The sequence below is a fragment of the Methylobacterium sp. 1A genome, assembly GCF_058072805.1.
Genome location: NZ_JBYQVE010000001.1, coordinates 2,312,375 through 2,335,846 on the forward strand (window position 1 = coordinate 2,312,375; position 23,472 = coordinate 2,335,846).

The 23,472-nt window shown below is 71.8% G+C and carries 24 protein-coding genes and 1 pseudogene; 16 read left to right on the forward strand and 9 right to left on the reverse strand.

Annotated features, from left to right (window positions below):
• Positions 1-62 precede the first annotated feature (62 nt).
• A complete protein-coding gene (locus ACX9MN_RS11220; RefSeq protein ID WP_012319732.1) occupies positions 63-284 on the forward strand; it encodes a hypothetical protein in 222 nt (73 codons plus the stop codon).
• Between the two features lie 15 nt (positions 285-299).
• Here ACX9MN_RS11220 and ACX9MN_RS11225 read toward each other — a convergent pair whose 3' ends face one another.
• Entirely contained in the window at positions 300-677 is a 378-nt protein-coding gene (locus tag ACX9MN_RS11225; protein WP_020092026.1) for a 4a-hydroxytetrahydrobiopterin dehydratase, read from the reverse strand.
• 184 nt (positions 678-861) lie between these two features.
• On the opposite strand from ACX9MN_RS11225, the gene ACX9MN_RS11230 reads away from it, so the two are divergent.
• From ACX9MN_RS11230 to ACX9MN_RS11255, 6 genes and pseudogenes are all read left to right on the forward strand, one after another.
• Positions 862-1,842 (forward strand): ABC transporter substrate-binding protein, encoded by a 981-nt coding sequence (locus ACX9MN_RS11230; RefSeq protein ID WP_489724432.1) that lies wholly within the window; start codon positions 862-864, stop codon positions 1,840-1,842.
• A gap of 60 nt (positions 1,843-1,902) precedes the next feature.
• A complete protein-coding gene (locus tag ACX9MN_RS11235) occupies positions 1,903-2,640 on the forward strand; it encodes an ABC transporter permease (protein WP_331299181.1) in 738 nt (245 codons plus the stop codon).
• Positions 2,621-3,355, forward strand: coding sequence for an ABC transporter ATP-binding protein (locus ACX9MN_RS11240; RefSeq protein ID WP_489724433.1), 735 nt, complete (start codon positions 2,621-2,623; stop codon positions 3,353-3,355). Before ACX9MN_RS11235 ends, ACX9MN_RS11240 begins: the two co-directional genes overlap by 20 nt.
• A gap of 174 nt (positions 3,356-3,529) precedes the next feature.
• A pseudogene (locus tag ACX9MN_RS11245) lies at positions 3,530-3,626 on the forward strand (isocitrate lyase/phosphoenolpyruvate mutase family protein); the annotation flags it as partial.
• Positions 3,627-3,885: 259 nt separating this feature from the next.
• Positions 3,886-5,103 carry an MFS transporter gene (locus ACX9MN_RS11250; RefSeq protein WP_489724434.1) on the forward strand — a complete coding sequence of 406 codons (1,218 nt, stop codon included), beginning with the start codon at positions 3,886-3,888 and terminating at the stop codon, positions 5,101-5,103.
• Between the two features lie 34 nt (positions 5,104-5,137).
• Entirely contained in the window at positions 5,138-6,025 is an 888-nt protein-coding gene (locus ACX9MN_RS11255; RefSeq protein ID WP_489724435.1) for a LysR family transcriptional regulator, read from the forward strand.
• A 9-nt stretch (positions 6,026-6,034) separates the two neighbouring features.
• On the opposite strand, the gene ACX9MN_RS11260 is transcribed toward ACX9MN_RS11255, so the two are convergent.
• From ACX9MN_RS11260 to ACX9MN_RS11280, 5 genes are all read right to left on the reverse strand, one after another.
• Positions 6,035-6,367, reverse strand: coding sequence for a cytochrome c (locus tag ACX9MN_RS11260; RefSeq protein ID WP_482959340.1), 333 nt, complete (start codon positions 6,365-6,367; stop codon positions 6,035-6,037).
• Positions 6,368-6,378: 11 nt separating this feature from the next.
• Positions 6,379-7,596 carry a molybdopterin-dependent oxidoreductase gene (locus tag ACX9MN_RS11265; RefSeq protein WP_489724436.1) on the reverse strand — a complete coding sequence of 406 codons (1,218 nt, stop codon included), beginning with the start codon at positions 7,594-7,596 and terminating at the stop codon, positions 6,379-6,381.
• A gap of 494 nt (positions 7,597-8,090) precedes the next feature.
• Positions 8,091-8,606 carry a DUF2165 family protein gene (locus ACX9MN_RS11270; protein ID WP_132366643.1) on the reverse strand — a complete coding sequence of 172 codons (516 nt, stop codon included), beginning with the start codon at positions 8,604-8,606 and terminating at the stop codon, positions 8,091-8,093.
• Between the two features lie 71 nt (positions 8,607-8,677).
• Positions 8,678-10,594 (reverse strand): aq_1923 C-terminal domain, encoded by a 1,917-nt coding sequence (locus ACX9MN_RS11275; protein WP_042673301.1) that lies wholly within the window; start codon positions 10,592-10,594, stop codon positions 8,678-8,680.
• A gap of 145 nt (positions 10,595-10,739) precedes the next feature.
• On the reverse strand, positions 10,740-11,066 hold the full coding sequence (locus ACX9MN_RS11280; RefSeq protein ID WP_020092036.1) for a HesB/IscA family protein: 327 nt from the start codon (positions 11,064-11,066) through the stop codon (positions 10,740-10,742).
• Positions 11,067-11,219: 153 nt separating this feature from the next.
• On the opposite strand from ACX9MN_RS11280, the gene ACX9MN_RS11285 reads away from it, so the two are divergent.
• The gene (locus tag ACX9MN_RS11285; protein WP_447681450.1) at positions 11,220-12,467 is read left to right on the forward strand and encodes a deoxyguanosinetriphosphate triphosphohydrolase; all 1,248 of its coding nucleotides are present in this window, start codon (positions 11,220-11,222) and stop codon (positions 12,465-12,467) included.
• 25 nt (positions 12,468-12,492) lie between these two features.
• On the opposite strand, the gene ACX9MN_RS11290 is transcribed toward ACX9MN_RS11285, so the two are convergent.
• Positions 12,493-12,933, reverse strand: coding sequence for a hypothetical protein (locus ACX9MN_RS11290; RefSeq protein ID WP_489724437.1), 441 nt, complete (start codon positions 12,931-12,933; stop codon positions 12,493-12,495).
• Positions 12,934-13,212: 279 nt separating this feature from the next.
• Between ACX9MN_RS11290 and argS the strand changes: the two genes are divergently transcribed.
• The 6 genes from argS (at position 13,213) to tatC (ending at position 19,578) form a co-directional block, all read left to right on the forward strand.
• Entirely contained in the window at positions 13,213-14,964 is a 1,752-nt protein-coding gene (gene argS, locus ACX9MN_RS11295; protein WP_489724438.1) for an arginine--tRNA ligase, read from the forward strand.
• A 48-nt stretch (positions 14,965-15,012) separates the two neighbouring features.
• Positions 15,013-16,392, forward strand: coding sequence for an SPOR domain-containing protein (locus ACX9MN_RS11300; protein WP_091976498.1), 1,380 nt, complete (start codon positions 15,013-15,015; stop codon positions 16,390-16,392).
• A 251-nt stretch (positions 16,393-16,643) separates the two neighbouring features.
• Entirely contained in the window at positions 16,644-17,648 is a 1,005-nt protein-coding gene (gene nagZ / locus ACX9MN_RS11305) for a beta-N-acetylhexosaminidase (RefSeq protein ID WP_489724439.1), read from the forward strand.
• A 157-nt stretch (positions 17,649-17,805) separates the two neighbouring features.
• Complete coding sequence (locus ACX9MN_RS11310; protein ID WP_489724440.1) at positions 17,806-18,078, forward strand: twin-arginine translocase TatA/TatE family subunit; 273 nt, start codon at positions 17,806-17,808, stop codon at positions 18,076-18,078.
• A 103-nt stretch (positions 18,079-18,181) separates the two neighbouring features.
• The gene (gene tatB, locus ACX9MN_RS11315) at positions 18,182-18,781 is read left to right on the forward strand and encodes a Sec-independent protein translocase protein TatB (RefSeq protein WP_056528755.1); all 600 of its coding nucleotides are present in this window, start codon (positions 18,182-18,184) and stop codon (positions 18,779-18,781) included.
• Positions 18,778-19,578: a twin-arginine translocase subunit TatC gene (gene tatC / locus ACX9MN_RS11320; protein ID WP_020092044.1), complete on the forward strand. Its 801-nt coding sequence runs from the start codon at positions 18,778-18,780 to the stop codon at positions 19,576-19,578. Before tatB ends, tatC begins: the two co-directional genes overlap by 4 nt.
• Before the next feature lie 15 nt (positions 19,579-19,593).
• Here the strand turns inward: tatC and ACX9MN_RS11325 are convergent, their stop codons facing one another.
• Positions 19,594-20,277: a response regulator gene (locus ACX9MN_RS11325; RefSeq protein ID WP_091676838.1), complete on the reverse strand. Its 684-nt coding sequence runs from the start codon at positions 20,275-20,277 to the stop codon at positions 19,594-19,596.
• A gap of 32 nt (positions 20,278-20,309) precedes the next feature.
• A complete protein-coding gene (gene tyrS, locus ACX9MN_RS11330) occupies positions 20,310-21,581 on the reverse strand; it encodes a tyrosine--tRNA ligase (RefSeq protein ID WP_489725222.1) in 1,272 nt (423 codons plus the stop codon).
• Positions 21,582-21,704: 123 nt separating this feature from the next.
• Here tyrS and ACX9MN_RS11335 point away from each other — a divergent pair, with 123 nt between their 5' ends.
• A complete protein-coding gene (locus tag ACX9MN_RS11335) occupies positions 21,705-22,838 on the forward strand; it encodes an anhydro-N-acetylmuramic acid kinase (RefSeq protein WP_489724441.1) in 1,134 nt (377 codons plus the stop codon).
• The gene (locus tag ACX9MN_RS11340) at positions 22,835-23,452 is read left to right on the forward strand and encodes a DUF3578 domain-containing protein (RefSeq protein ID WP_489724442.1); all 618 of its coding nucleotides are present in this window, start codon (positions 22,835-22,837) and stop codon (positions 23,450-23,452) included. The genes ACX9MN_RS11335 and ACX9MN_RS11340 overlap by 4 nt, the downstream gene beginning before the upstream one ends.
• Positions 23,453-23,472: the final 20 nt, after the last annotated feature.

Sequence of the window (23,472 nt, forward strand, 5' to 3'; positions counted from 1 at the left end):
CGCCGGAAACCCGGCGGTACTCCCGCGCGTAGGGTGCGACGGAACCGAGGACCGTCTTGCCCATGAACGCCTTCATCGCCGTCGTCCTGGTCTGTGCCAACGGGATCGCCCAGGATTCCTGCACGGACGCCCAGGCGCTCGAGGTCCGCAAGGTCCGAGTCGCCAACGAACTCGGCTGCGCCACCGGCTGGCAGGAGATCATCGCCCGCACCGAGCTGCGCGAGGAGATCGGCAAGACCGCCTACCTGAAGACGGAGTGCCGCCGGGTGAAGGAGCCGCGGTGACGCACGCGGCGGCCGCTACTTCTCGTACTTGATGTAGGCGAAGCGCGGATCGGTCGGGGTGCCCTCGAGCCCCTGTCCCTCCAGGCCCGGCTGCCAGGAGACGACCTCCTCGATCTTCCGGGCGAGGGCGAAATCCTTGTCGGTGATGCCCTTGGCCGCGTGGTTCATCAGCCGGACCTCGACCCAGGCGTAGGAGGCCGTGATGTCCGGATGGTGCCACGCCGCCTCGGCGAGGTGGCCGACCGTGTTGATCACCATCAGGGTGCTCTTCCAGCCGGACGTCTTGTAGGTGCGCCGGATCCACCCGTCCTCCAGCCGCCAGGCGGGCAGCTCGGCCTTCAGCCGCGCCTCCACGGTCGCGTCGTCCAGTGCGCCCTCGCGTCGCTCGCTCATGATCCATCTCCGATGAAACCGTCGCTGCCGAGGGTGCCGCCGCGGCCGGTTGCGCGCAAGCGTGTTTGCCGCGGTGGACGGAAACCGGTGTGAGCCCTATGACCTTTTGGCAATGGCGTCCGGCTCGATCGGCACTCCAGTCTGCCGCCGCTGAAGACTGCGCAATACGATGGGAGAAGGCGTGATGCTGTCACGGCGCGCGATGCTCGCCGGGGGCCTGCTCGGCGGCCTCGGCCTGCGGGCGGCGCGCGCCGACGTGCCGACGATCCGCCTCGGCAGCCTGCCCTTCGGCACGTCCACCTGGGAGGCGGCGGTGATCAAGGCCCGCGGCCTCGACACGGCCAACGGCTTCGAGCTCGACGCGGTCAAGCTCGCCGGCAACGACGCGGCCCGGATCAGCTTCATCGGCGGGCAGGTCGACACGATCATCGGCGACCTGCTCTGGGCTGCCCGCCTCGGCAACGACGGCCAGGCGGTCCGCTTCATCCCGTACTCGACCTCCGAGGGTGGCGTGATGGTACCGGGCGGCAGCCCGGTGAAGAGCCTCAAGGATCTCGCGGGCAAGCGCCTCGGGGTGGCGGGCGGCCCCTTGGACAAGAACTGGCTCCTCCTCCGGGCACAGGCCAAGGACGCGGCCGGCATCGACCTCGAGCAGGCCGCCGAGATCGCCTACGGCGCCCCGCCGCTGATCACGCTGAAGCTGGAGCAGGGCGCCCTCGACGCGGCGCTGACCTACTGGACCTACTGCGCCCGCCTCAAGGCCAAGGGCTATCGGCAGCTCGTCGGGACCGAGGACATCATGCACGCCCTCGGGGTCCCGGGCGACGTGGCGCTGATCGGCTACCTGTTCCAGGACGCCACCGTGAAGGAGAAGCCCGCGGCCGTGGCGGCCTTCGCCCGGGCCTCGCGGGCCGCAAAGGACATGCTCGCCTCCGACCCGAGCACGTGGGAGATCGTGCGCCCGCTGATGGCGGCGGAGGACGAGGCGACCTTCGAGGCCCTGAAGCACGATTTCCTGGCCGGCATTCCGCGCCGCTCCATCGCGGAGGAGCGCGCCGACGCCGAGAAGCTCTACGCGGTGATGGCGCGGCTCGGCGGCGCCCGCCTCGTCGGAAAGGGCAACGCGCTCCCGCCGGACCTCTACTACACCGGCCGCAATGGTTGAGGCGGCCGCCCGGCGGGCGCGCGTGTCGACCGTCAAGACTATCAGGATCATCGGGACCGCATGGGCGCGCTGACCCGTATCGCGTCCCTGGCCGTGCTCCTCGCCGCCTGGCAGCTCGCCGCGATGGAGGCGGGCTCGCGCCTGCTGCCGGCGCCCCTCGCGGTGCTGCGCTTCATCGTTCAGGAGGCGGAGCGCGGCGACCTCGCGCACAACGTGGGCATGACGCTGCTCCGCGTGGCGATCTCCTTCACCGTGGCGATGGTCCTCGGCGTCCTCCTCGGCGTCGCGCTCGGACGGTCCAAGGCCGCCGACCTCACCCTCGACACGCCGCTGCTCGTCCTCCTGAACACGCCCGCCCTGGTGATCACGGTCCTGGCCTATGTCTGGGTCGGCCTCACCGAGACCGCCGCGATCCTGGCGGTGGTGCTCAACAAGCTGCCGAACGTCGCGGTGATCGTGCGCGAGGGCGCGCGGAATCTCGATCCCGGGCTCGACGAGATGGCCCGCGCCTACCGTCTCGACCGGCGCAGCTGGGCCCGCGACATCCTGATCCCGCAGCTCCAGCCCTACATGGTCACGGCGGCGCGGTCGGGTCTCTCGCTCGCCTGGAAGATCGTGCTGGTCGTGGAGCTGCTCGGGCGCCCGGACGGGGTCGGCTTCGCGATCAACTACTACTTCGTCCAGAGCACCGACGTGGCGGCCATCATCGGCTACAGCCTCGTCTTCATGGCCGTGATGATCGGCATCGACGTCCTCCTCCTCCAGCGGCTCGAAGCCTATGTCCGTCGCTGGCGTTGAGCCCGTCCTCCAGGTCGCGATCGCGTCGAAATGGTACCGGCCCGCCCGGGCCGAGGCGGTCGAGGCCGTCCGGAACCTGACCTTCGGCGTCGGCGCCGGGGAGATCGTCTGCCTGATCGGGCCGTCGGGCGCCGGCAAGACCACCACCCTGCGGATCCTGCTCGGCCTCGACACCGCCTTCGAGGGCCGCGTCTCCGGCGCGGACCGGGCGGGCATCGTGTTCCAGGAGCCGCGGCTGCTGCCCTGGCGCAGCGTCGAGCACAACGTCCGCCTCGGCCTGCCCCGGGCACGGCGCGGGCGCGATCTCGACGATCTATTCGCGCGGCTCGGCCTGGCGGCGTGGCGGACGCGCTACCCGAAGGCCCTGTCGCTGGGCATGCAGCGGCGCGTAGCGCTGGCGCGCGCCCTGGCCGATGGCCCGCGCGTCCTCGTCCTCGACGAACCGTTCGTGTCCCTCGACGACGCCGCCGCCGCGGAGCTGCGCGGCCTCGTGGTGGACACGGTGGACCGGGCCGGCATGAGCGTGCTGATGGTGACGCACAACGTCGCCGAGGCGATCGGGATCGCAGACCGGCTGCTCCTCGTGTCGCGGCGCCCGGCCAGTCTCATCGCCGACGTCCGCCTCGACCGGCCGCGCCGGGAACGCGACCGCGCCTGGGCCGAGGCGACGCGGGCGAACCTCGCCGCGCAGCATCCGGAGATCATCGCGCAGTGACGCGTGTCGCGCCGGCCGTTCGGCCGATGCCATCGGTCCAGATCGGCCACTGCGTTCAGCGCGCCTCCCGAACGGATCGTTGAACCTCCCTCCATCTCAACCTCGGACGATCCCCGGCCAGGCAGGCCATCCCCCCGCGGGACCCGATTGGCGTAGGGGCGCCCGAGGGAGGTGCGGATCAGTATCGGCGGGTGGTTCGCGCGGGCGGTCCTCGGCGGTCTCGCGCACGCGGCGCGGGAGGTGCTGGAACGCGGCACCTTCAGCGACGCGGCGGAGGCCGTGTCGGGCGGTGGGGCGAAAGCCTACAGGGCTGAAGAGCCGCGGCAGGCGCGACCGCTCGGGATCGCTGCCGCACGGCGGGCGATCCTGCGGCGAGCGGGCGCCGATCGGCCCGGATACGCGAGTCGCGGCGAAGGACCGGGCGGCACGGTTTGTCATCGCATCGCGATACGGACGGGAACGCCGCCGCTATACCGGTGCCCTCGTCGCACCGGCCGGCCGCGGAGCCTTGTCGAATCCAGAGCGTCCCGATGTCCCGCACGTCCCCCTCGGCCATCGACCGCGCGCCCGTCGCCGACCGGTCGGGCACCGGCAATGTGGTCAGGCTAGCCGTCGCGCAGGCCCTCGCCGGCGCGAACTCGACCGTCGTGTTCGCGACGGGCGCGGTCGTCGGCAACATGCTCGCGCCCAGCAAGGTCCTGGCCACATTGCCGATCTCGATCTTCGTGGTCGGGATGGCCGCCTGCGCCCTTCCGACCGGCAGCATCGCCAGGCGCCACGGGCGCCGCACCGCCTTCATGGTCGGCACCGGGTGCGGCGTGCTCGTCGGCCTGCTCTCGGCCTGGGCGATCGTCGCGGCCAGTTTCTGGCTGTTCTGCGCGGCGATGTTCCTCGGGGGCGCCTACGCGGCCGTGGTCTTCTCGTTCCGCTTCGCCGCCGCGGACTGCGTTCCGGCCGATCGCCGCCCGCGGGCGCTGTCGGCCGTCATGGCCGGCGGCGTCTTCGGCGGGGTGATAGGGCCGCAGCTCGTCACCCACACCATGGACCTGTGGCCTCCCTACCTGTTCGCCGCCACCTTCCTGGCCCAGGCCGCCGTCGCCGCCGCGGCCGCCCTGATCCTGGCGGGCGTTCGCCTGCCGCGGCCGGCCGCCGGGTCCGTCTCGGGCGGACGACCGCTGGCCGTCATCCTCGCGCAGCCGCGCTTCGTGATCGCGGTGATCTGCGGGGCCGTGTCCTACCTCCTGATGAACTTCGTCATGACGGCCGCCCCGCTGGCCATGCGCCTGTGCGGCCACGCGCAGGAGGATGCTAATCTGGGCCTGCAGTGGCACGTCATCGCCATGTACGGCCCGAGCTTCTTCACCGGGCGGTTGATCACGCGCTTCGGCGCGTCCCGCGTGGTGGCGACCGGCCTCACCTTGACGGGGGCGGCCGCGCTCGTCGGACTCGCGGGCGCGGACGTCGGGCATTTCTGGCTGTCCCTCATCCTCCTCGGCGTCGGATGGAACTTCGGCTTCGTCGGCGCCTCCGCGATGGTGCTGGACTGTCATCGCCCGGAGGAGCGGACGCGGGTGCAGTCGATCAACGACTTCATCGTGTTCGGAATGGTGGCGCTCGGTTCGTTCTCGTCCGGGGGCCTGCTGACGAGCTACGGCTGGGACACGGTTCTCTGGGTGTCCTTCGCACCCTTGGCGCTGGCCGCGACGGCGCTCGCGCTCACGACAGGGCGCAGCGCGAAGGCGTGGTAGCCTGGATCGTCCCTCGCGGTCGCAGAGCCCGTCGATGACCCTCGATCAGTTGCGCATCTTCGTGGCGGTCGCCGAGCGTCAGCACGTCACCCGCGCGGCCGAGGCCTTGAACATCGTGCAGTCCGCGGTCAGCGCCGCGGTGTCCGGGCTGGAAGAGCGCCACGCGGTGAAGCTGTTCCACCGGGTCGGCCGCGGGATCGAGCTGACCGATGCCGGTCGCGTCTTCCTCGAAGAGGCCCGTGCGGTCCTCGCCCGCGCCGAGGCGGCCGAGTGGGTCTTGGCTGACTTGAGTGGCCTGCGGCGGGGAAGCCTGCGCGTTCACGCGAGCCAGACCATCGCCAGCCACTGGCTGCCCCGCCATCTCGTCGCGTTCCGGGCCGCCCATCCGGACATCACGATCCGGCTCGCCGTGGGCAACACCGCGGAGGTGGCGCGGGCGGTCGCCGATGGTTCGGCCGAACTCGGCTTCGTCGAGGGCGAGGTCGAGGATCCGGTCCTGGCGAGCGCGGCGGTCGCGCAGGATCGGCTCGTGCTCGTCGTGCCGGCCGGCCACCCCTTCTCGGCCCGGGAGACCCTGACGGCCGCCGATCTCGCGGGCCACCCGTGGGTGCTGCGCGAGGCGGGTTCCGGAACGCGCTCCGCCTTCGAGGCGGCGCTCGCGGCGGCGGGGCTGGCGCTCGCGGATGTGGCGGTGTCGCTCGAGCTGCCCTCCAACGAGGCCGTGCTCGCCGCGATCGAGGCCGGGGCCGGTGCGAGCGTCCTGTCGGAGGCGGTCGTGGCGAGCAAGCTGGCCGCCGGCGCGCTCGTCGCGCCGCCGTTCCCGTTGCCGGCACGGACCTTCCGGATGCTGCGCCATAGGGAGCGGTACAGGAGCCGCGCCGCGGACGCCCTGCTCGGCCTGATCCGAGACGGGGCGCCGTGAGCGGCGCAGTCAGGGCCGCGGCTTCAGCGCGGCGAGATAGTCGATGATGGCCTGCCGGTCGGCGGGATCCACGCTGGCCTTGTAGCTGTGAATCATCTTGTCGACGATCCCGCTCCACTGCGCCTTCGACAGGGCGGGCTGCGTGAGGATCATCCCGGCCGAGTGACAGGCGAGGCAGGTGTTGCTGATCGCCTCGGCGCCCGGTCCCGCCGGGAAGACCTGATCGGACGTGGGCCATTCGACCTGCTGCGACGTGAAGCGCATCGGCTCCGGCGCGGCGGCCGCGGAGACGGGGATCAGGGCGAGCGCGGCCAGGCAGCGCGCTGTTGGCGTCAGGGACATGAAACTCCTCCTCAGGCGACCTGGAGCGTCACGGTCTCGACGCCGTTCTGCATGAAGCCCGCGCCGTTCCAGACGGGGTCCATCGGCTGCGCGAGTCCGTTCGTGTTGGTGCAGCGGACCTTGACGGCGCGGGTGCCGGTCGCGAGGGCCGGCAAGCCGACGTCGAAGCGGCGGAAACTGTAGGCGCCCGCGTCGGCCCCGAGCCGCGTCGGCGCCCAAGACGCGCCGCCGTCGGTCGAGATCTCCACGGACCTGACCCCGCAATCGCCCCCGAAGGCGATGCCGCGCACGGCCACCGGCGCGCCGGCCGCGACCCGGGCGCCGTCCTGCAGGTTCGTCACGAAGGCGCGCGGCACCATGCGGTCGATCGGCACCGTCTTGAAGCCGGTCTGGCCGGGCCGGACGTTGGCTCCCGGCACGTCCGGGATGCGGTAGGCCGTCTCCATCCAGTACTGATCGTCGGGCCTGTCCAGAACCTCGATGTCCGACAGCATCTTGACCCAGTAGGTCGAGTACCGGCCCGGAACGACGAGGCGCAGCGGGAAGCCGTTCAGCAGCGGCAATTGCGCGCCATTCATCGCGTAGGCGATCATCACCTCGCCGTCGCGGGCATGGTCCAGGGCGAGGGATTTCCGGAAGTGCGGCGCGTCGCCCACGACCGGCTCGTCGAGGCCGGCGAAGCGCACCTGCACGGCGCCGGCCCTCACGCCCGCGCGGTCGAGCACGTCCTTCAGGCGCACGCCGGTCCAGAGGGCGTTCCCCATCGCGCCGTTGGCCCACTGCGCGCCGGGGACCCGCGGCACGAACAGGCCCCGCGAATTGCCCGAGCACTGGTTGACCGCCGCGATCTCGAATCGCGGCATGTCGGCGAGTGCGTCGAGGGACAGCGACAGGGCCGTCTCGACGTGACCGCGCACTGTCAGTCGGAAGGACGGCACGTCGATCGCGGTCGGGATCTCGGCCCAGTGCCAGCGCACATAGAAGCGGTCGTTGGGGGTGAACACGCCCTCGTCGAACACCGCGAAGGGTGTCTCCAGCAGCGGCGGCCGGGTGCGCTGCAGGATCATCGCGCCCTTCCCGGGGAAGGCGGTCGTGACCGCGCGCTGCTCGGGACCGCCGGGCAGGGGGAGTCTGACCGTGCCGGCGGCCCAGGCCGGGGCGGCCGCAGCGAGGCCTCCGAGGCCGAGGCCGGCCAGCACGGCACGGCGGGGAAGGGCGGATTGGCTCACGGCAATGTCTCCTCAACGGCGTGGAATAACTCGATGACCGTTGCTCTGCCTTTTGCAGATCGCGGTTCCGCGGTCCGATCTCTCTCCTGACGCTCCTCGAACTGGGCTCGGGCATCACGCGATGCCGGAAGGTGGATCAGGTGGAGGCTGATGGCGGTGGGCGCGGCGAGCGAGGGTGCAGGTCCAGGACCCGGCCGACGATCGCGACCTCGACCGCCTCGGGCCGACGGCTCCGAGGCTGACCGCGAGGCGGGAGCCAAGCCTGGCTACGGAACCGCGGATGCGGCACGCGATCGAAAGAGGGTTGGTCCTGCGCGACACGGCTCGGCTCCGGAACAGGGAGCCACCATCCCTCTCGCCAAGCGTTCAATCCAACAGAATTTATGGAACGAACTGATCGCGATTCCCGATCGTTCCGGGTGGCGGTGCGGCGAACTCCGAGAACGCGGTCGGCACGACAGCCCCCGCGTCGGGGCAGCGCTGGCCGCGCGATCTCAGCCTCTGCGGCCCGCCTCCGGATCCTCGGCCTCGGGCAGGGCGACGTAGATCATCACGCCGAGGACCGTCATGGCGAAGCGGAAGGCGGATTGCTGGCCGTTCCAGACCTTCGACATCCACATGCCGAACCACTCGGCGCCGATGCCCAGGAAGCCCGCCTGCCAGACCAGGAAGCCGACGCTCAGGCCGGCGATCGCCCAGGTCTTGGCCCGGTCGAAGTCGCCGCGCGGGGCCCGCAGCCGCGCCAGCATCAGCGCGACGCCGATCCAGAGCAGGAGCGCCGTGACAGCCTCCGCGGCGACGATCATCGCGAAGGCGCCGCGCTGCAGTGCCGGATCGGTGATCGCGCGGTCGGCGATGCCCGAATCCGGCAGGATCGTGTCCATCGACAGCACGTGCTGCACGAAGGCGAGGTTCACCGCCGGCTCCGTGACGTTGCCGTACACGACCAGCGTGCAGGTCAGTGCCAGGGCGCCGACGAGGGCGGCCTTCGAGAGGCGGACGGCGAGCATGGGCGGCCCTTCCAAATATGCGGGCGTCGCCTTCGGAGCCGGGCCACGGCCTCGGCCGATCGCGGCGTCCCTCAGTTCGCTTTCGCCTCGACCTCGAGCCGGTCGAGGACGGCGGCCGGTGAGCGCGCCGCGCCCAGGTCGATGAAGCCGATCCCCGCCGGCTCCTTGGACTTGGCGTGCACCACGAGCTTGCCGGGTTTCATCACGAACTGGCCCATGGCGGCGCCGATCCCCTTGGCGGCCGCGCTGTTGCCCAGGATGATCGGCACGCCGAGCAGGCTGGCGGTGACGTATTCCTTGCGCAACTCGTCCGGCTTGAGGCTGAGATCCTTCGACTGCGCGGCCAGGAAGCGCTCGAACAGGCCGGCATTCTCGACCGTCAGGTTCAGGGTCTTGGCGCTGCCCGAGAACATCACCATGGTCGCCGCCGGCAGGGTGCCGGAGAACAGTTCGGGCCCGATGCCTCCGAGAGTGCCGGACAGGCGGACGGTGCCGATGTCCCGCCCGGAGATCGTGACCTCGCGCAGGGCGAGGTCGCGGGCCTTCTCGTCCAGGCTCGCGTCGGCCACGAGGTCGAGGTCGAGGTCTCGGTAGCCGTAGGCCGGCAGCAGGCCGAGGAGCGGCGCGCCCGCGAGCAGGTCGGCGGGCAGGCTCAGGCCGGTGAGGCTGATGCGGGTCGCGCTGGGCACGCCATCGGTCAGCGGGCCGAAGGCCAGGGCCGCCTCGCGCAGCGCGACGCGGGGGGACGTCCGCGGCGACACTGTGACCGCCAGGGGATCCGCGGTCCTGTCGGCCGGCCTGGGCTCGGGTGTCCGCGCCGACCGGCCCGGCTCGGGCAGGGCGCCGCGGGCCGGGGGCCGGACGTCGCGGGGAGGCGCCCGCTCGACCTCCGCCTCGGGCGGCAGGTCGATCGACAGGTCGGTGAGGGTGAGCGTGCCGAGCTTCGGCGTCAGGCGACGCATCTCGACGTCGGAGAAGCCGGCGCCGCCCGTCGGCTCGGCGGCGATGCCCTGGAGGGTCGCGACGGTCGGCGCCAGGGAGGTCCCCAGCGCGGCCACGCGGCCGACATGGATCCGCAGCGCGCCGCGGGTCATCGACAGGTTGTCCAGGGTGGTGCCGCCCTCGGAGCCCGAGGAGGTGTAGGCGGCCCGGCCGATCTCGAACAGCACCGGCCCCTTCGGATCGGTGTCGCTGACGCTCAGGCCCTGCATCTCCAGGCTGCCGACCGAGGTGGCGTCGATGAGATCGGCGGCGGCGGCGGCCAGCGGTCGGCGGTCGCTGGCGCCGTCGAAGCCGTTCGCCACGATGGCGAAGGCACCGCTCCAGCCGTCCGGGACCTGCCGGCCGCCGAGGTCGCGGCCGTCGAGGCGGGCGATCTTCACGGTGGTGCCGCGCGCGTCCGAGTAGGTGACGTCCGAGACCTGGATGGTGCCGTAGACGCGCTGGACCGGTCCCTTGCCGTCGCCGGGCACCGTGTAGAGCCGGCTGAGCGCGGCGAGATCCAGGTCCGTGGCGCGCACCTGACCGTAGGTCCCGGACCCGCGGTTCGGCCCCGCGACGGAGCTGACCGTCGCGCCGGCCGCCGTCAGCTCGCCGACGCGGCCGGCCCGGATGTCGCGGGCGACCACGTCGCGGTAGGTGACGGTCTGCCGGTTCTCGCCGGGACCCGCGTTCTCGGAGACGAGGACCGGGACGGTCAGGCTGCCGGCGTCGAGCCGGGCGAGGCGCTGCTCCCAGGGCACGTTGGAATCCGGGCGCAGGATCGCCGCGAGATCCTCCTTGGAGAGGCGGGTGCCGCTGGCCGTCAGCTTCGGAGCCTTCAGCAGCGTGCCGCCCAGCGGGATCACCACGTCGTTGACCGTCACGTCCTGGACGGCGGCGGCGCCCTCCTGCGCGGCGAGCGGCGCGGGCGCGAGGCCGAGAAGGGCCAGCGTGGCGGCCGTCGCCCAGGCCGACCGGAGGCGGAGACGGGCCTTCGGGTGGTTCATGGCAGCGTCCGGACCAGGGCTCTCGCGGGGATGCCCTAGCCGTGCCGTGTTTTGCCGGGCGAGGCAATCGCGCGCGCCGGCCCGGGCGATCGAGCCTGGAAAGGTGTCGTACGGACGCAACGGCGCGTCGGCGCCGGGGCGGGGGCTACAACGAGAAGGAGGTCCCGCAGCCGCAGGAGGCGGTGGCGAGCGGGTTCTCGATCTTGAAAGACTGCCCGATCAGATCGTTCACGAAATCGATGGTCGAGCCGCTCATGTACTCGAGCGAGACCGGATCGACGATCACGGTGGCGCCGTCGCGCTCGATCGCGACATCCTGCGCCTCGCGGGCGCGGGTGATGTCGAAGGCGTAGGAGAAGCCCGAGCAGCCGCCGCCGTTGACGCTGATCCGCAGCGACGAGCCAGCCGGCTCCGCCACCATGATCTCGTTGATGCGCTTGGCCGCGCGGGCGGTCAGGGTGATCTCAGCCATCGGTCTCTGGCCACGCATTCGTTCGGTGGACGGCGCGCCCGGCCCGTTGCCGAGGGCGCCTCGACCCACAAGATATGAGCCGCAAGCCCGCGCCGCAACGCGCCGGGCGGGGAGCCGTCATGAGCAGGGTGCGTGAGTTACAGAGCGGATGCCGTGCGACCGAACGGTGAGCGCTGGCGCGCGCCCTACGCCACCGACCCGGCCCGCACCCGGGGCCGCCTGATCCCGGAGGCCGGCTCGCCGACCCGCAGCGACTTCCAGCGCGACCGGGACCGGATCATCCACTCGACGGCGTTCCGGCGGCTGAAGCACAAGACGCAGGTTTTCGTGCATCACGAGGGCGACCACTACCGCACCCGCCTGACCCACACCCTGGAGGTGAGCCAGATTGGCCGGGCGCTCGCCCGCGCCCTCGGGCTCGACGAGGACCTCGCGGAGGCGCTGGCCCTCAGCCACGACCTCGGCCACACCTGCTTCGGCCATACGGGCGAGGATGCCCTCGACGCCTGCATGGCGCGCCACGGCGGCTTCGATCACAACGCCCAGGCGCTGCGTATCGTCACCCGGCTGGAGCGGCGCTACGCCGGCTTCGACGGGCTGAACCTCGCCTGGGAGACGCTGGAGGGTCTCGTCAAGCACAACGGTCCGCTGCTCACCGCGAACGGCCAACCGACGCCCCGCTACGCCGCCCGCGGCATCCCGGCGGCGATCCTGGAATACGACGCGCTGAATCCCCTCGACCTGTGGAGCCAGGCCGGCCCCGAGGCCCAGGCCGCCTCGCTGGCGGACGACATCGCCTACGCCGCCCACGACCTCGACGACGGGCTGCGCGCCGGCCTGTTCGAGATCCCGGAGCTGCGGGCGGTCCCGTTCCTGGCCGGGCTGCTCGACGAGATCGACCGGCTCCATCCGGGCCTGGAGCCGTCGCGGATGATCCACGAGCTCGCCCGCCGGGTGATCACCCGCTTCGTCGAGGACGTCATCCGCGAGGGCGGCCGCCGCATCGCCGCCCTGGATCCGCAGCGCGTCGAGGACATCCGCAACGCGGATCAGCCGGTCATCGTGTTCTCGCCGGAGATCGCGGCGGCCGACGCCGAGATCATGCGCTTCCTGTGGGAGCGGATGTATCGGCATCCCGGCGTGGTGGCCGTGCGGAAGAAGGCCGACGCCATCGTCAACGACCTGTTCGCCGCGTTCACCGCGGCGCCGTCCCGGATGCCGGAGGAGTGGAGCGCCGGTCTCGACGGGGCCACCGAGGCCCGGGTCGCCCGTCGTGTCGCCGACTACATCGCCGGCATGACCGACACCTACGCGGTCCTGGCGCACCGCAAGCTCTACGCGACGACGCCGGACCTCCACTGGGAGTTGCCCAGCCGGGGCCTGCCCCTCGCCGAGCCCTGAGGGCCCGGCGCGGGGCCGGCGCGTGTCAGCAGCCGCAGCCGCAGGTGAAGCTGCCGTAGCACCCGCCGTAGCCGTAGCCACCGTAGGCGGCGGGGTAGCCGTAGCCGCCGTAGGCGGCCGGGTAGCCGTAACCGTAGCCGCCATAACCGTAGCCGCCGTAGACGCTGCCGGCGGCGAGCCCGAGCCCGAGGCCGATCCCCGCGCCGGCCAGCCCGTAGCCGAGGGCCCGACCGTAGCCGCCGCGGTAGCCGTAACCGTAGCCGCGCCCGTAGAAGCCGCGGGCCACGTAGCCGCCGCGGTAGCCGTAGCCGCCGCGGTAACCGCCCCGGAAGCTGCCGCCATGGAATCCGCCACCATGGAATCCGCCACCATGGAATCCGCCGCCGCGGAACCCGCCCGCCTCGGCACTCGGCGCGGCCAGGATGAGCGCGCAGAGCGCCGTTCCCGCAATCGTCAAGGTCTTCATCAATAACTCCGCGATCGGCCTACTCACGATCGCCGACGATGACACCGTGTCGTCTCGTTCGAGACAAGACGGACACTGGGCGATCCGTATTCGTCGCGCGGGATAACCCGTCGGCGACGCGCACGTGGTTACCGGAGCGATGCCGCGACCGCGGATTCCGCGCGGTCGGTGCGCGGCCCGGCGCCGTGACACCCTCCCGCCCCCTTGCTAGACCGCCGGGGCGGGCGCAGGCCGGACGGGCCGGGCGACGAGACCCCCGCGCGAGCGAGATCGAGATCCATGAACATCTTCGCCCTGTTCGAGGCGCGCGTGCGCGAGGCCGTGGAGGCGCTGACCCGCGCCGGCCACCTGCCCGAGGGCCTCGACCTGGGCCGCGTGGTCGTCGAGCCGCCCCGCGACGCGTCGCACGGCGATCTCGCCACGAATGCCGCCCTGGTGCTCGCCAAGGAGGCGCGGACCAATCCGAAGGCGCTCGGCGAGGCCCTGGCGGAGGAACTCCGCGCGGACCCGCGGATCGTCGAGGCGAGCGTCGCCGGGCCGGGCTTCATCAACCTGCGGCTCGACCCCGCGATCTTCCACGCGGTCGTGCGCGACGCGCTGACGGCGCCGGAGGCGTTCGGCCGCGCGCGGCTGCCCGGCGGCCCGATCAACGTCGAGTACGTGTCGGCGAACCCGACGGGGCCGATGCATGTCGGGCACGGCCGCGGCGCGGTGTTCGGCGACGCCCTGTGCAACCTGCTCGTCGCCGCCGGCCGGCAGGTGACGCGGGAATACTACATCAACGACGCCGGCGTTCAGGTCGACGTGCTGGCCCGCTCGGCCTTCCAGCGCTACCGCGAGGCCCTGGGCGAGCCCTTCGCCATCGCCGAGGGCCTCTACCCGGGCGACTACATGAAGCCCGTGGGCGCCGCGCTGGCCGAGACCCACGGCCGCGCGCTCCTCGACAAGCCGGAGGCGGAGTGGCTGCCCGCGGTGCGCGAGACCGCGCTCGGCATGATGATGGAGATGATCCGGGCCGACCTGGCGGCGATCGGCATCCGCCACGACGTGTTCTTCTCCGAGCGCACGCTCCAGGAGAGCGGGGCCGTGAAGTCCCTGCTCGCGGAACTGCGCGCCAAGGGCCTCGTCTACGAGGGCCGCCTGCCGCCGCCCAAGGGTCAGCTGCCGGAGGATTGGGAGGACCGCGAGCAGACGCTGTTCCGCACCCGGGAATTCGGCGACGACAGCGACCGCCCGCTGCTGAAGTCGGACGGCTCGTACACGTACTTCGCCTCCGACATCGCCTACCACCGGGCCAAGTACCTCGCCGGCGCGACCGAGCTGATCGACGTCCTGGGCGCCGATCACGGCGGCTACGTGAAGCGCATGCAGGCTGCCGTGAAGGCGGTCAGCGACGGCAAGGCCACGCTCGACGTCAAGCTCTGCCAGCTCGTGCGGCTGTTGCGCGCAGGCGAGCCGGTCAAGATGTCCAAGCGGGCCGGCGAGTTCGTGACCCTGCGCGACGTGATCGACGAGGTGGGCCGCGACGCGATCCGGTTCATGATGCTCTACCGGAAGAACGACGCGACCCTGGATTTCGACCTCGCCAAGGTCGTGGAGCAAACGAAGGACAACCCGGTCTTCTACGTCCAGTACGCCCATGCCCGCGTCCGCTCGGTGCAGCGGCAGGCGCGCGAGGCCTTCCCGGACGCCGACCTCTCGGCCGCGGCGCTGGCCCGCGAGGCGGATTTCTCCGTGCTGAGCGACCCGGGCGAGATCGAGATGATGCGCCTCATCGCGCAGTACCCGCGGGTCCTCGAATCCGCGGCGCTGGCGCACGAGCCGCACAGAATCGCCTTCCACCTCTATGAACTGGCCTCCGCGCTGCATAGTTTCTGGAACAAGGGCAAAGACTTGCCGCAATTACGGTTTGTTAATGCAACCGACCGAAAGTCGACGTGGGCCCGGCTGGCGCTCGTCGAAGCTCTGCGGAGCACGCTGGCGGCCGGCCTTGCGATTCTCGGTGTGACCGCGCCGGACGAGATGCGATAGGCCCGGGTGCATCGGGCCGGTCTTCGGCGTTGATGTGAGGATGCTGCCATGACGAACGCTTCGCGCGCTCAGGTCGATTTGGACGCCCTCGCGCGCGATCTGCGTCAGGAGAAGGGCCAGGCGCCGCAGGCGTCCGGCAAGGGCGACCCGCTGGCGGAACTCGCCCGCATCGTCGGCCAGGACGACCCGTTCCGGGCGCTGCTCGCGGCCCGCGACGAGATGCGCGCCGTCGCGCCCGCCGCGCCGCAGCAGGCCGCCTGGAATGCCCGGGTCGAGCCGAGCTTCGCCCCGGAACCCGCCAAGGCCACGCCGGCCGACGCGTTCGACCAGTATCTCGCCTCGGTAGAGCAGGACACGCACCGCGAGGGCGCCGGCTACGCTCCGGAGAGCGGCCCGACCTCGACCGGCGACGAGGAGACCTACGCGGACAGCCGCGCGCTCCGGCGCGCCAATCCGCGGCGGCGGCTCGTCTCGGTGGGTGCCGGCGTCGCCGTGGTTGCGCTCGCCGTCACAGGGGCGCTCACCTACAAGGGCCTGAGCAATTCGGGCCACGGCGGCGTGCCGGTGGTCCAGGCCGATTCCACGCCCCTCAAGGTCGCCCCGAAGGTCGCCGACGGCGTCGAGATCCCGGATCAGAACCGGCAGATCTACGACCCGAAGGGCAAGAAGGACGGCCAGATCAAGATCGTGAACCGCGAGGAGCAGCCCCTCGACGTGGCCGAGGCCGCGCGGGCGGCCCAGGGCCCGTCGCAGCCGAGCGGCGCCCAGGGTGGCACGACGCCGGGCAGCGGCCCGTTCGAGGCCTTCGGGGAGCCGCGCCGCGTCCGCACCGTGGCGGTCAAGCCCGAAGCGCCGCCCGCGCCGCCGCCGCGCGAGCAGCAGGCCGCCGATGCCGGGCCGGCCCCGATCCCCACCATGGTCCTGCCGAGCGACGAGCCGCCCGCTCCGCCGGCCCCGAAGTCCAGGCCCGTCCGCCAGACCGCCGCAGCCATGCCGGCGACCACGGCCACGCCCGTCGACGCGCAGCCGGAAGCCGCGGTCGAGCAGCCGGCGCCCAAGCCGGTGGCCGTGAAGCCGCCGCCGAAGGCCGCCCAGCGCATCGCCGCCGTCGCTCCGGCCGGGGCGGCCGCGCCCGACACCACCGCCAGCACCACGACGGACGACGACGCCGTGAAGTCCGGCCCGGTCAGCGGCTTCTCGGTCCAGCTGGGCGTGCGCAGCTCCGCCGCCGAGGCCAAGGCCGCGTTCCACCAGTTGCAGGCCAAGTACGCGCAGCTCGCCGGCAAGCCCGAGCTGATCCGGCAGGCCGAGGTCAACGGCAAGACGATCTACCGCGTCCGCGTCGGACCGCTGGAGAAGGCCCAGGCCGCGAGCCTGTGCAGCGCCCTGCAGGGCGCGGGCGGCCAGTGCTTCGTGGCCAAGAACTGATCTCCTGACGGCACCTCGCGGACGGGACGGCGTGCCCGTCCGCGGTGATCCGCGTCGCCCGTCCGACCGAGTCCCCTAGGCAACACGGGCGGCGCGATCGCCCCGGCCACCGGTCCGGGGCCCCGGTTTGGTCTTGCCGGCTCCCCGTTCCCGCCCGACTCTGTCGCCATCGATTCGCGCCGTCCGGCGGTTCCGCCGCCGTTCTCGCGCCGTCTTCGCGCCGCAACCGAGCTGTCCCCGAGTCGTTCCAGATGACCTCCCGCGCCCTGATTCTCGGCTGCACCGGCCCGTCGCTCACGGCGGAGGAGAGGGCCTTCTTCCGGGACGTGAAGCCCTGGGGCTTCATCCTGTTCAAGCGCAACATCGGGACGCCCGACGAGGTCCGCGCCCTCACCGGGGCACTCCGGGACTGCGTCGGGTCCGACCGGGCGCCGATCCTGATCGATCAGGAAGGCGGCCGGGTCCAGCGGATGGGCCCGCCCCACTGGCCGGCCTATCCGGCCGGCGGCCGCTACGGCCGCCTGAACGGCAGCGCCGCGACCGTCGCCCGGCTCGGCGCGCGCCTCATGGCGCACGACCTTGCCGAGGTCGGCATCAACGTCGACTGCGCCCCCGTCCTCGACGTGCCGGCGCCGGGCTCGCACGACATCATCGGCGACCGGGCCTACGGGACGAGCCCGGAGCGGGTCGCCGAGATCGGCCGCGCCGTCGCCGAGGGCCTGATGGCCGGCGGCGTCCTGCCGGTGATGAAGCACATTCCGGGGCACGGGCGCGCCACCTGCGATAGCCACCACGGCCTCCCGGTGGTCGACGCGACCCGCGCGGATCTCGCCGGGCAGGATTTCCGCACCTTCCGCGCCCTCGCAGACCTGCCGATGGCGATGAGCGCGCACGTCGTCTTCACCGCCATCGATCCCGACCGGCCGGCGACCCAGTCCGACACCGTCATCCGCGACATCATCCGCGGCGCCATCGGCTTCGACGGCCTGCTGATGACCGACGACCTGTCCATGCACGCGCTGACCGGCACGTTCCGCGACCGGACGGAGCGCGCCTTCGCGGCGGGGATCGACATCGGCCTCCACTGCAACGGCGCGCGCGACGAGATGCAAGCGGTGGCCGAGGCGGCGCCCGAACTGACCGGCGAGGCCGCGCGGCGCGCCGCCGCCGCGCTGGCGCGGCTCGATCCCGCCGGCGACGGGCTCGACGTCGCGGAAGCCCGCGACCGCTTCGCCGCGGCCCTCGCCGCCGCCTGACCTGAGACACCGCGCGGCGATCCATCGCGGCCTTCCACCGGCCGTGGCATCGCCTCTGCTTGTGTTCGGGCGGCGCGATCCCTAGGTTCGCCCCGAAATCCTCAACCGGACGTGGCGTCACGCTCCCGCTTCTTCGGGGCGCCCGCAGGAGGTTGCCATGGGCAGCATGAGTATCTGGCACTGGGTCATCGTCGCGGTCATCGTGATGCTGCTCTTCGGACGCGGCAAGGTGTCCGACCTGATGGGCGACGTCGCCAAGGGCATCAAGGCCTTCAAGAAGGGCATGGCCGAGGACGAGACTCCGCCGGCGGCCCAAACCGCGCCGCCGCCGGCCGAGCCGGTCCGCACCATCCCGCACGCTGCCGAGACGAGCCCCGGCACCGCGATCCCGGCGAGTCATATCCCCGGCGGCGAGCGCAAGCCGGTCTGACGGCGAGCTTGACTGTAGGACTGTCAGAGCGCGCGCGCTCGTGTAGAGCCTGACGGGGTCCGGCCGCCGTGCCGGATCTCGGGGCAGCAGGACCGTCGACGACATGCTGGACATGAGCTGGGGCGAGGTGATGCTGATCGGCGGCGTCGCCCTCATCGTCATCGGGCCGAAGGATCTGCCGAAGGCGCTGCGCACCGTCGGGCAGATCACCACGAAGCTGCGCCGCATGGCCGGCGAGTTTCAGATGCAGTTCAACGAGGCGATCCGCGAGGCCGAGCTCGACGACGTCCGGCGCGAGGTCGACGGCATCCGCAACACCGTCCGCACGGCGGGCTCGACCTTCAATCCGGTGCAGACGATCCGAGACGAACTGAAGGGCGCCGTCGAGGGCCGGGCCAAGATGGGTCCGGAGAAGATGGGACCGGAGATGCCCGGCCCCGAGACACCCCCGGTCGAGACCCGGTCGCTGGCCGACGCCACGGCGCAGCTGAAGGCCGAGCAGGAAGCCGCGGCGGCGCCTCACGCCGCCGATACGCATCCGGTGACGCCAGCCGGCGCGTCGGACCATGGTGCGGCGACCGAGGTCGCGGAGGCGCCCCTGCCCGTGCCCGGCTCGGTGGACGATCCGTTCGGCCCTCCGCCCGACCCGCCCGCCGCGCATCCCGCCACCGAAGAGTCCAAGAACGGCACGGCTGCCCGATGATCAGCGAGGCGGACGAGGCCGAGATCGAGGCGTCCCGGGCGCCCCTGCTCGAGCACCTGATCGAATTGCGGTCGCGGCTGATCAAGTCGCTCATCGCCTTCGTGCTGATGTTCTTCGCGTGCTTCTTCTTCTCGCGCGATATCTACAACGTGCTGGTCTATCCCTACGTCTCCATCGTAGGTGCGCAGAACGCCGAGCTGATCGCCACGCACTTCCTCGAACAGGTCTTCACCAACATCAAGCTCAGCGTCTTCGGCGCGGCCTTCCTGGCCTTCCCGGTGATCGCGACCCAGATCTACGCCTTCGTGGCACCCGGCCTCTACCGCAACGAGCGCAAGGCGTTCCTGCCCTACCTCGTCGCCACCCCGATCTTCTTCCTGCTCGGCGCGCTCGTGGTGTTCTTCCTGGCGATGCCGCTGCTGATCAAATTCTCGGTGTCGCTCCAGCAGGTGGGCGTCGCCGGGGAGCCGACGATCAAGCTGCTCCCGAAGGTCGACGAGTACTTGTCGCTGATCATGACGCTGATCTTCGCGTTCGGCATCGCCTTCCAGCTGCCGGTGATCCTGACGCTGCTCGGCCAGATCGGGATCATCGACGCGGCGTTCCTGCGCGAGAAGCGCCGCTACGCGATCGTGCTGGTCTTCGTCGCCGCCGCCATCCTGACCCCGCCGGACGTCATCTCGCAGCTCTCCCTCGCGATCCCGATGCTGCTCCTCTACGAGGCCTCGGTGTTCTCGGTGGCGCGGGTCGAGAAGCTGCGCGCCGCGCGGCGCGTCGAGGAGGGGCTGGAGCCCTGAGCCGGCGCGCCGGGCTCAATCCGGCGCGCGTAGGCGGTAGCCGACGCCGGTCTCGGTGAGCAGGTAGCGCGGGCGCTCGGGATCGGGCTCGAGCTTCTGGCGCAGCTGCCGGATGTAGACGCGCAGGTACTGCGGGTCCGACGAGGCCGGCGCGTGGCGCATGAGCTGCGCGTGGGTGAGCACCTTGCCGGCGTGCTGCACCAGCACGCGCAGGAACTCGTATTCCCGCGGCGACAGCTTCACCTCGCGCTCGCCGACGCGGACGATGCGGCGGACGAGGTCGACCGAGAGGTCCTCGACCCGGAAGACCGGCCGCTCACCCTGCATGGCGAGGCGATGGCGCAGGGCCGCGCGGATGCGCGCCAACAACTCGTTCATGCCGAAGGGCTTGGTGACGTAGTCGTCGGCGCCGAGATCGAGAGCCTCGACCTTGCCGCGCTCGTCGTCGCGGCTCGACAGGATCACGACCGGCAGGTCGGGCCAGCGCTCGCGGATCGCCGCCAGGAGCGCGTGGCCGGCCATGTCGGGCAGGCCGAGGTCGAGGAGCGCGAGATCCACCCCGCCGGCCTCCAGGGCGACGAGCGCCGCGGCCCCGTCGGCGGCCTCGACGACCGCGTAGTCCTGCGTCCCGAGACCGGTGCGGAGCAGCCGGCGGATCGGCGGCTCGTCGTCGATCACCAGGATGCGGGCTATGCTCACGCGTTCCGTCCCTCGTGGCGGTCTCGGGCGGCCTATTCGGGCCGCAACAGCACGTGCCGCTTCTTGCCGAAGGAGAGCTTGATCACCCCGTCCGCGGTCACGTCGCCGCGGCCGAGGACAGCCTTCTCGTCCGTGACCGGCACGTCGTTGACCCGCAGGCCGCCGCCCTTGATCTGACGGCGCGCCTCGCTGGTGGACGGCACGAGCTTGGCGACCTCCGGCCCGAAGGCGGTGAGCACGCCGAGGCCCGCCTCCAGGGCGGCGGACGGCACGGTGACGCTCGGGAGGTCGGCGGCCAGCGTCCCCTCGACGAAGGTCTTGCGGGCGGTCTCGGCGGCGGCCTCGGCGGCCTCGCGGCCGTGCATCAGCGCGGTCGCCTCCGTGGCCAGCACCGTCTTGGCCGCGTTGATCTCGGAGCCGGCGAGGGCGGCGAGGCGCGCGATCTCCTCCATGGGCAGGAGGGTGAACAGCTTGAGGAAGCGGGCCACGTCCGCGTCCTCGGTGTTCCGCCAGAACTGCCAGTACTCGTAGGGCTTCAGCATGTCCGGGTTGAGCCAGACGGCGCCGGCGGCGGTCTTGCCCATCTTGGCGCCCGACGACGTGGTCAGGAGCGGGCAGGTCAGGGCGTAGAGCTGCGGCGTGCCCATGCGGCGGCCGAGATCGATGCCGTTGACGATGTTGCCCCACTGGTCCGAGCCGCCCATCTGCATGACGCAGCCGTAGCGGCGGTTCAGCTCCACGAAGTCGTAGGACTGGAGGATCATGTAGTTGAATTCCAGGAACGAGAGTTCCTGGTCGCGCTCCAGGCGCAGGCGCACGCTGTCCATCGACAGCATGCGGTTCACCGAGAAATGCCGGCCGACGTCGCGCAGCATCTCGATGTAGTTGAGCTTGGTCAGCCACTCGGCGTTGTCGACCATCACGGCATCGCCGGTCTCCTCGCCGAAGCGCAGGAACCGGTCGAAGGTCTTGCGGATCTCGGCCTTGTTGGCGTCGATCTGCTCGACGGTGAGGATCTTGCGGGTCTCGTCGCGGCCGGACGGATCGCCGACCCGGGTGGTGCCGCCGCCCATCAGGGCGATCGGCTTGCCGCCCGTGGCCTGCAGCCAGTGCAGCATCATGATCGACAGGAGGTGCCCGACATGGAGCGAGGGCGCCGTGCAGTCGTAGCCGACATAGGTGGTCAGCCGGCCTTCCAGGGCCGCGGCGTCGATGCCGGCGAGGTCCGAGGTCTGGTGGATGTAGCCGCGCTCGGTCAGGATCCGCAGGAAGTCGGATTTCGGCGCGAAGCTCTCGGCGGTCATGGATGCCATCTCGGGTCGCGCGCTGGCGCGACAGGCCGAGGCCCCGCATGCTAGCTCGCGCTGGGTTCAGGATACGGCGCGCTCTTAGCAGGGCGTTGGCCGAAAGGCACGGGGCAGGGCGGCATGGCGATGATGCGCGCGATCGGACTGATGAGCGGCACCTCGCTGGACGGCGTCGACATCGCGCTGATCGAGACCGACGGCGAGCGGGTCCACGTGGTCAAGGGCCACAACAACTTCCTCGAACCGCTGGGCCCGACCGGCTACCGCGGCTACGCCGACGACGAGAAGGCGCTGCTGCGCGCGGCCACCAAGGACGCCGAATCCGTGCTCCATCCCGCCGACCGGCCCGGGCGGCTGCCGGAGGCCGAGGCCTTCGTCACCCTCGCCCACGCCGAGGCCGTGGAGCGCTTCCTGGCGGAGCACGGCCTGACCGCCTCCGAGATCGACGTGATCGGCTTCCACGGCCAGACGGTGATCCACCGGCCGGACCAGCGCATCTCGATCCAGATCGGCGACGGGCAGGCGCTGGCGACCCGGCTCGGCATCCCGGTCGTCTCGGACCTGCGCCGGGCCGATATCGAGGCGGGCGGGCAGGGGGCGCCGCTGGTGCCGGTGTTCCACAAGGCGCTCGCCGAGGCCTCGGGCTTCGACGGGCCCTTCGGCATCCTGAACATCGGCGGCGTCGCCAACGCGACGCTGATCGATTCGAGGGGCGGCGTCATTGCCTTCGATACCGGCCCCGGCAACGCCCTGATCGACGAGTGGATGCAGGAGCGCGAGGGCAAGAACCTCGACGATGGCGGCCGAACCGCGGCGAGGGGCCGGCCCGACGAGCAGCTGCTGGCCTGGCTCCTGACCCACCCGTTCTTCTTCCGGAAGCCGCCGAAATCGCTCGACCGGAACTGGTTCTCCCACAAGCTCGCCGGCCAGCTCTCCACCGAGGACGGCGCCGCGACGCTGACGGCCTTCACGGCCCGGGCCGTGGCGCGGGCCCTCGACCACGCCCCCGAGATCCCGACCCGCTGGATCGTGGCCGGCGGCGGCGCCCGCAACGGCGAGCTGGTGCGGCTCCTGAACTACCACCTGCGCGCCGAGATCACGACCGCGGACGCGATCGGCTGGTCCTCCGCCTATCTGGAGGCGCAGGCCTTCGCGTACCTCGCGGTGCGCTCGCTCAAGGGCCTGCCGATCACCTTCCCGGCGACCACCGGGGTACGCGAGGCCATCACCGGCGGGGTGCTGGCGCGGCCGTGAGCCTCGGCTACGCCCTCCGGCGGATCGTCGAGGAATACCCGCTCGCCCGGCTCGACCCGCCGGCCGGCCACCCGCTCGCCGCCGTCATCCGCAGGGGTGCGCCGGACGAGCTGCGCGCCGCCCTGGAGCCGATCGACGGGCCGTTCCTGGTGAAGGGCAGCCCGGGGCGCGGGAGCCACTGGGCCGCGATCCCCTGGATCGCCGTGTTCGATCCCGCCGTCACCACCAGCGCCACGCGGGGCTACTACCTCGTCTACCTGTTTCCGGCGAACCGCGAGGCGGTGCACCTGTCGCTGGCGCAGGGAACGGTGGCGGCGATCCGCAGCCACGGTCCGGCGGCGGCCGGTGCCCATCTTCGCGCCAGCGGCGCCGCGCTCAGGACTCGGCTGTCGGACTTCGCCGACGCGCTGCCGAACGCGGCGATCGCCCTCGGCAGCGCGGGCGAATTGCCGGAGGGCTACGAGGCCGCCCACATCCTCGGCCTCACCTACGCCCTCGCCGATCTCGGCGACGAGCGCCGGCTGCGCCGGGATCTCGCGGCGGCGGTCGCGGCGTACCGGGCGCTCAAGGCGCGGGGCGGGCTCGATCTGCCCGGTTCGCCGAAGTCGCCATGAGGCTGGCGACCGCTTCGGCC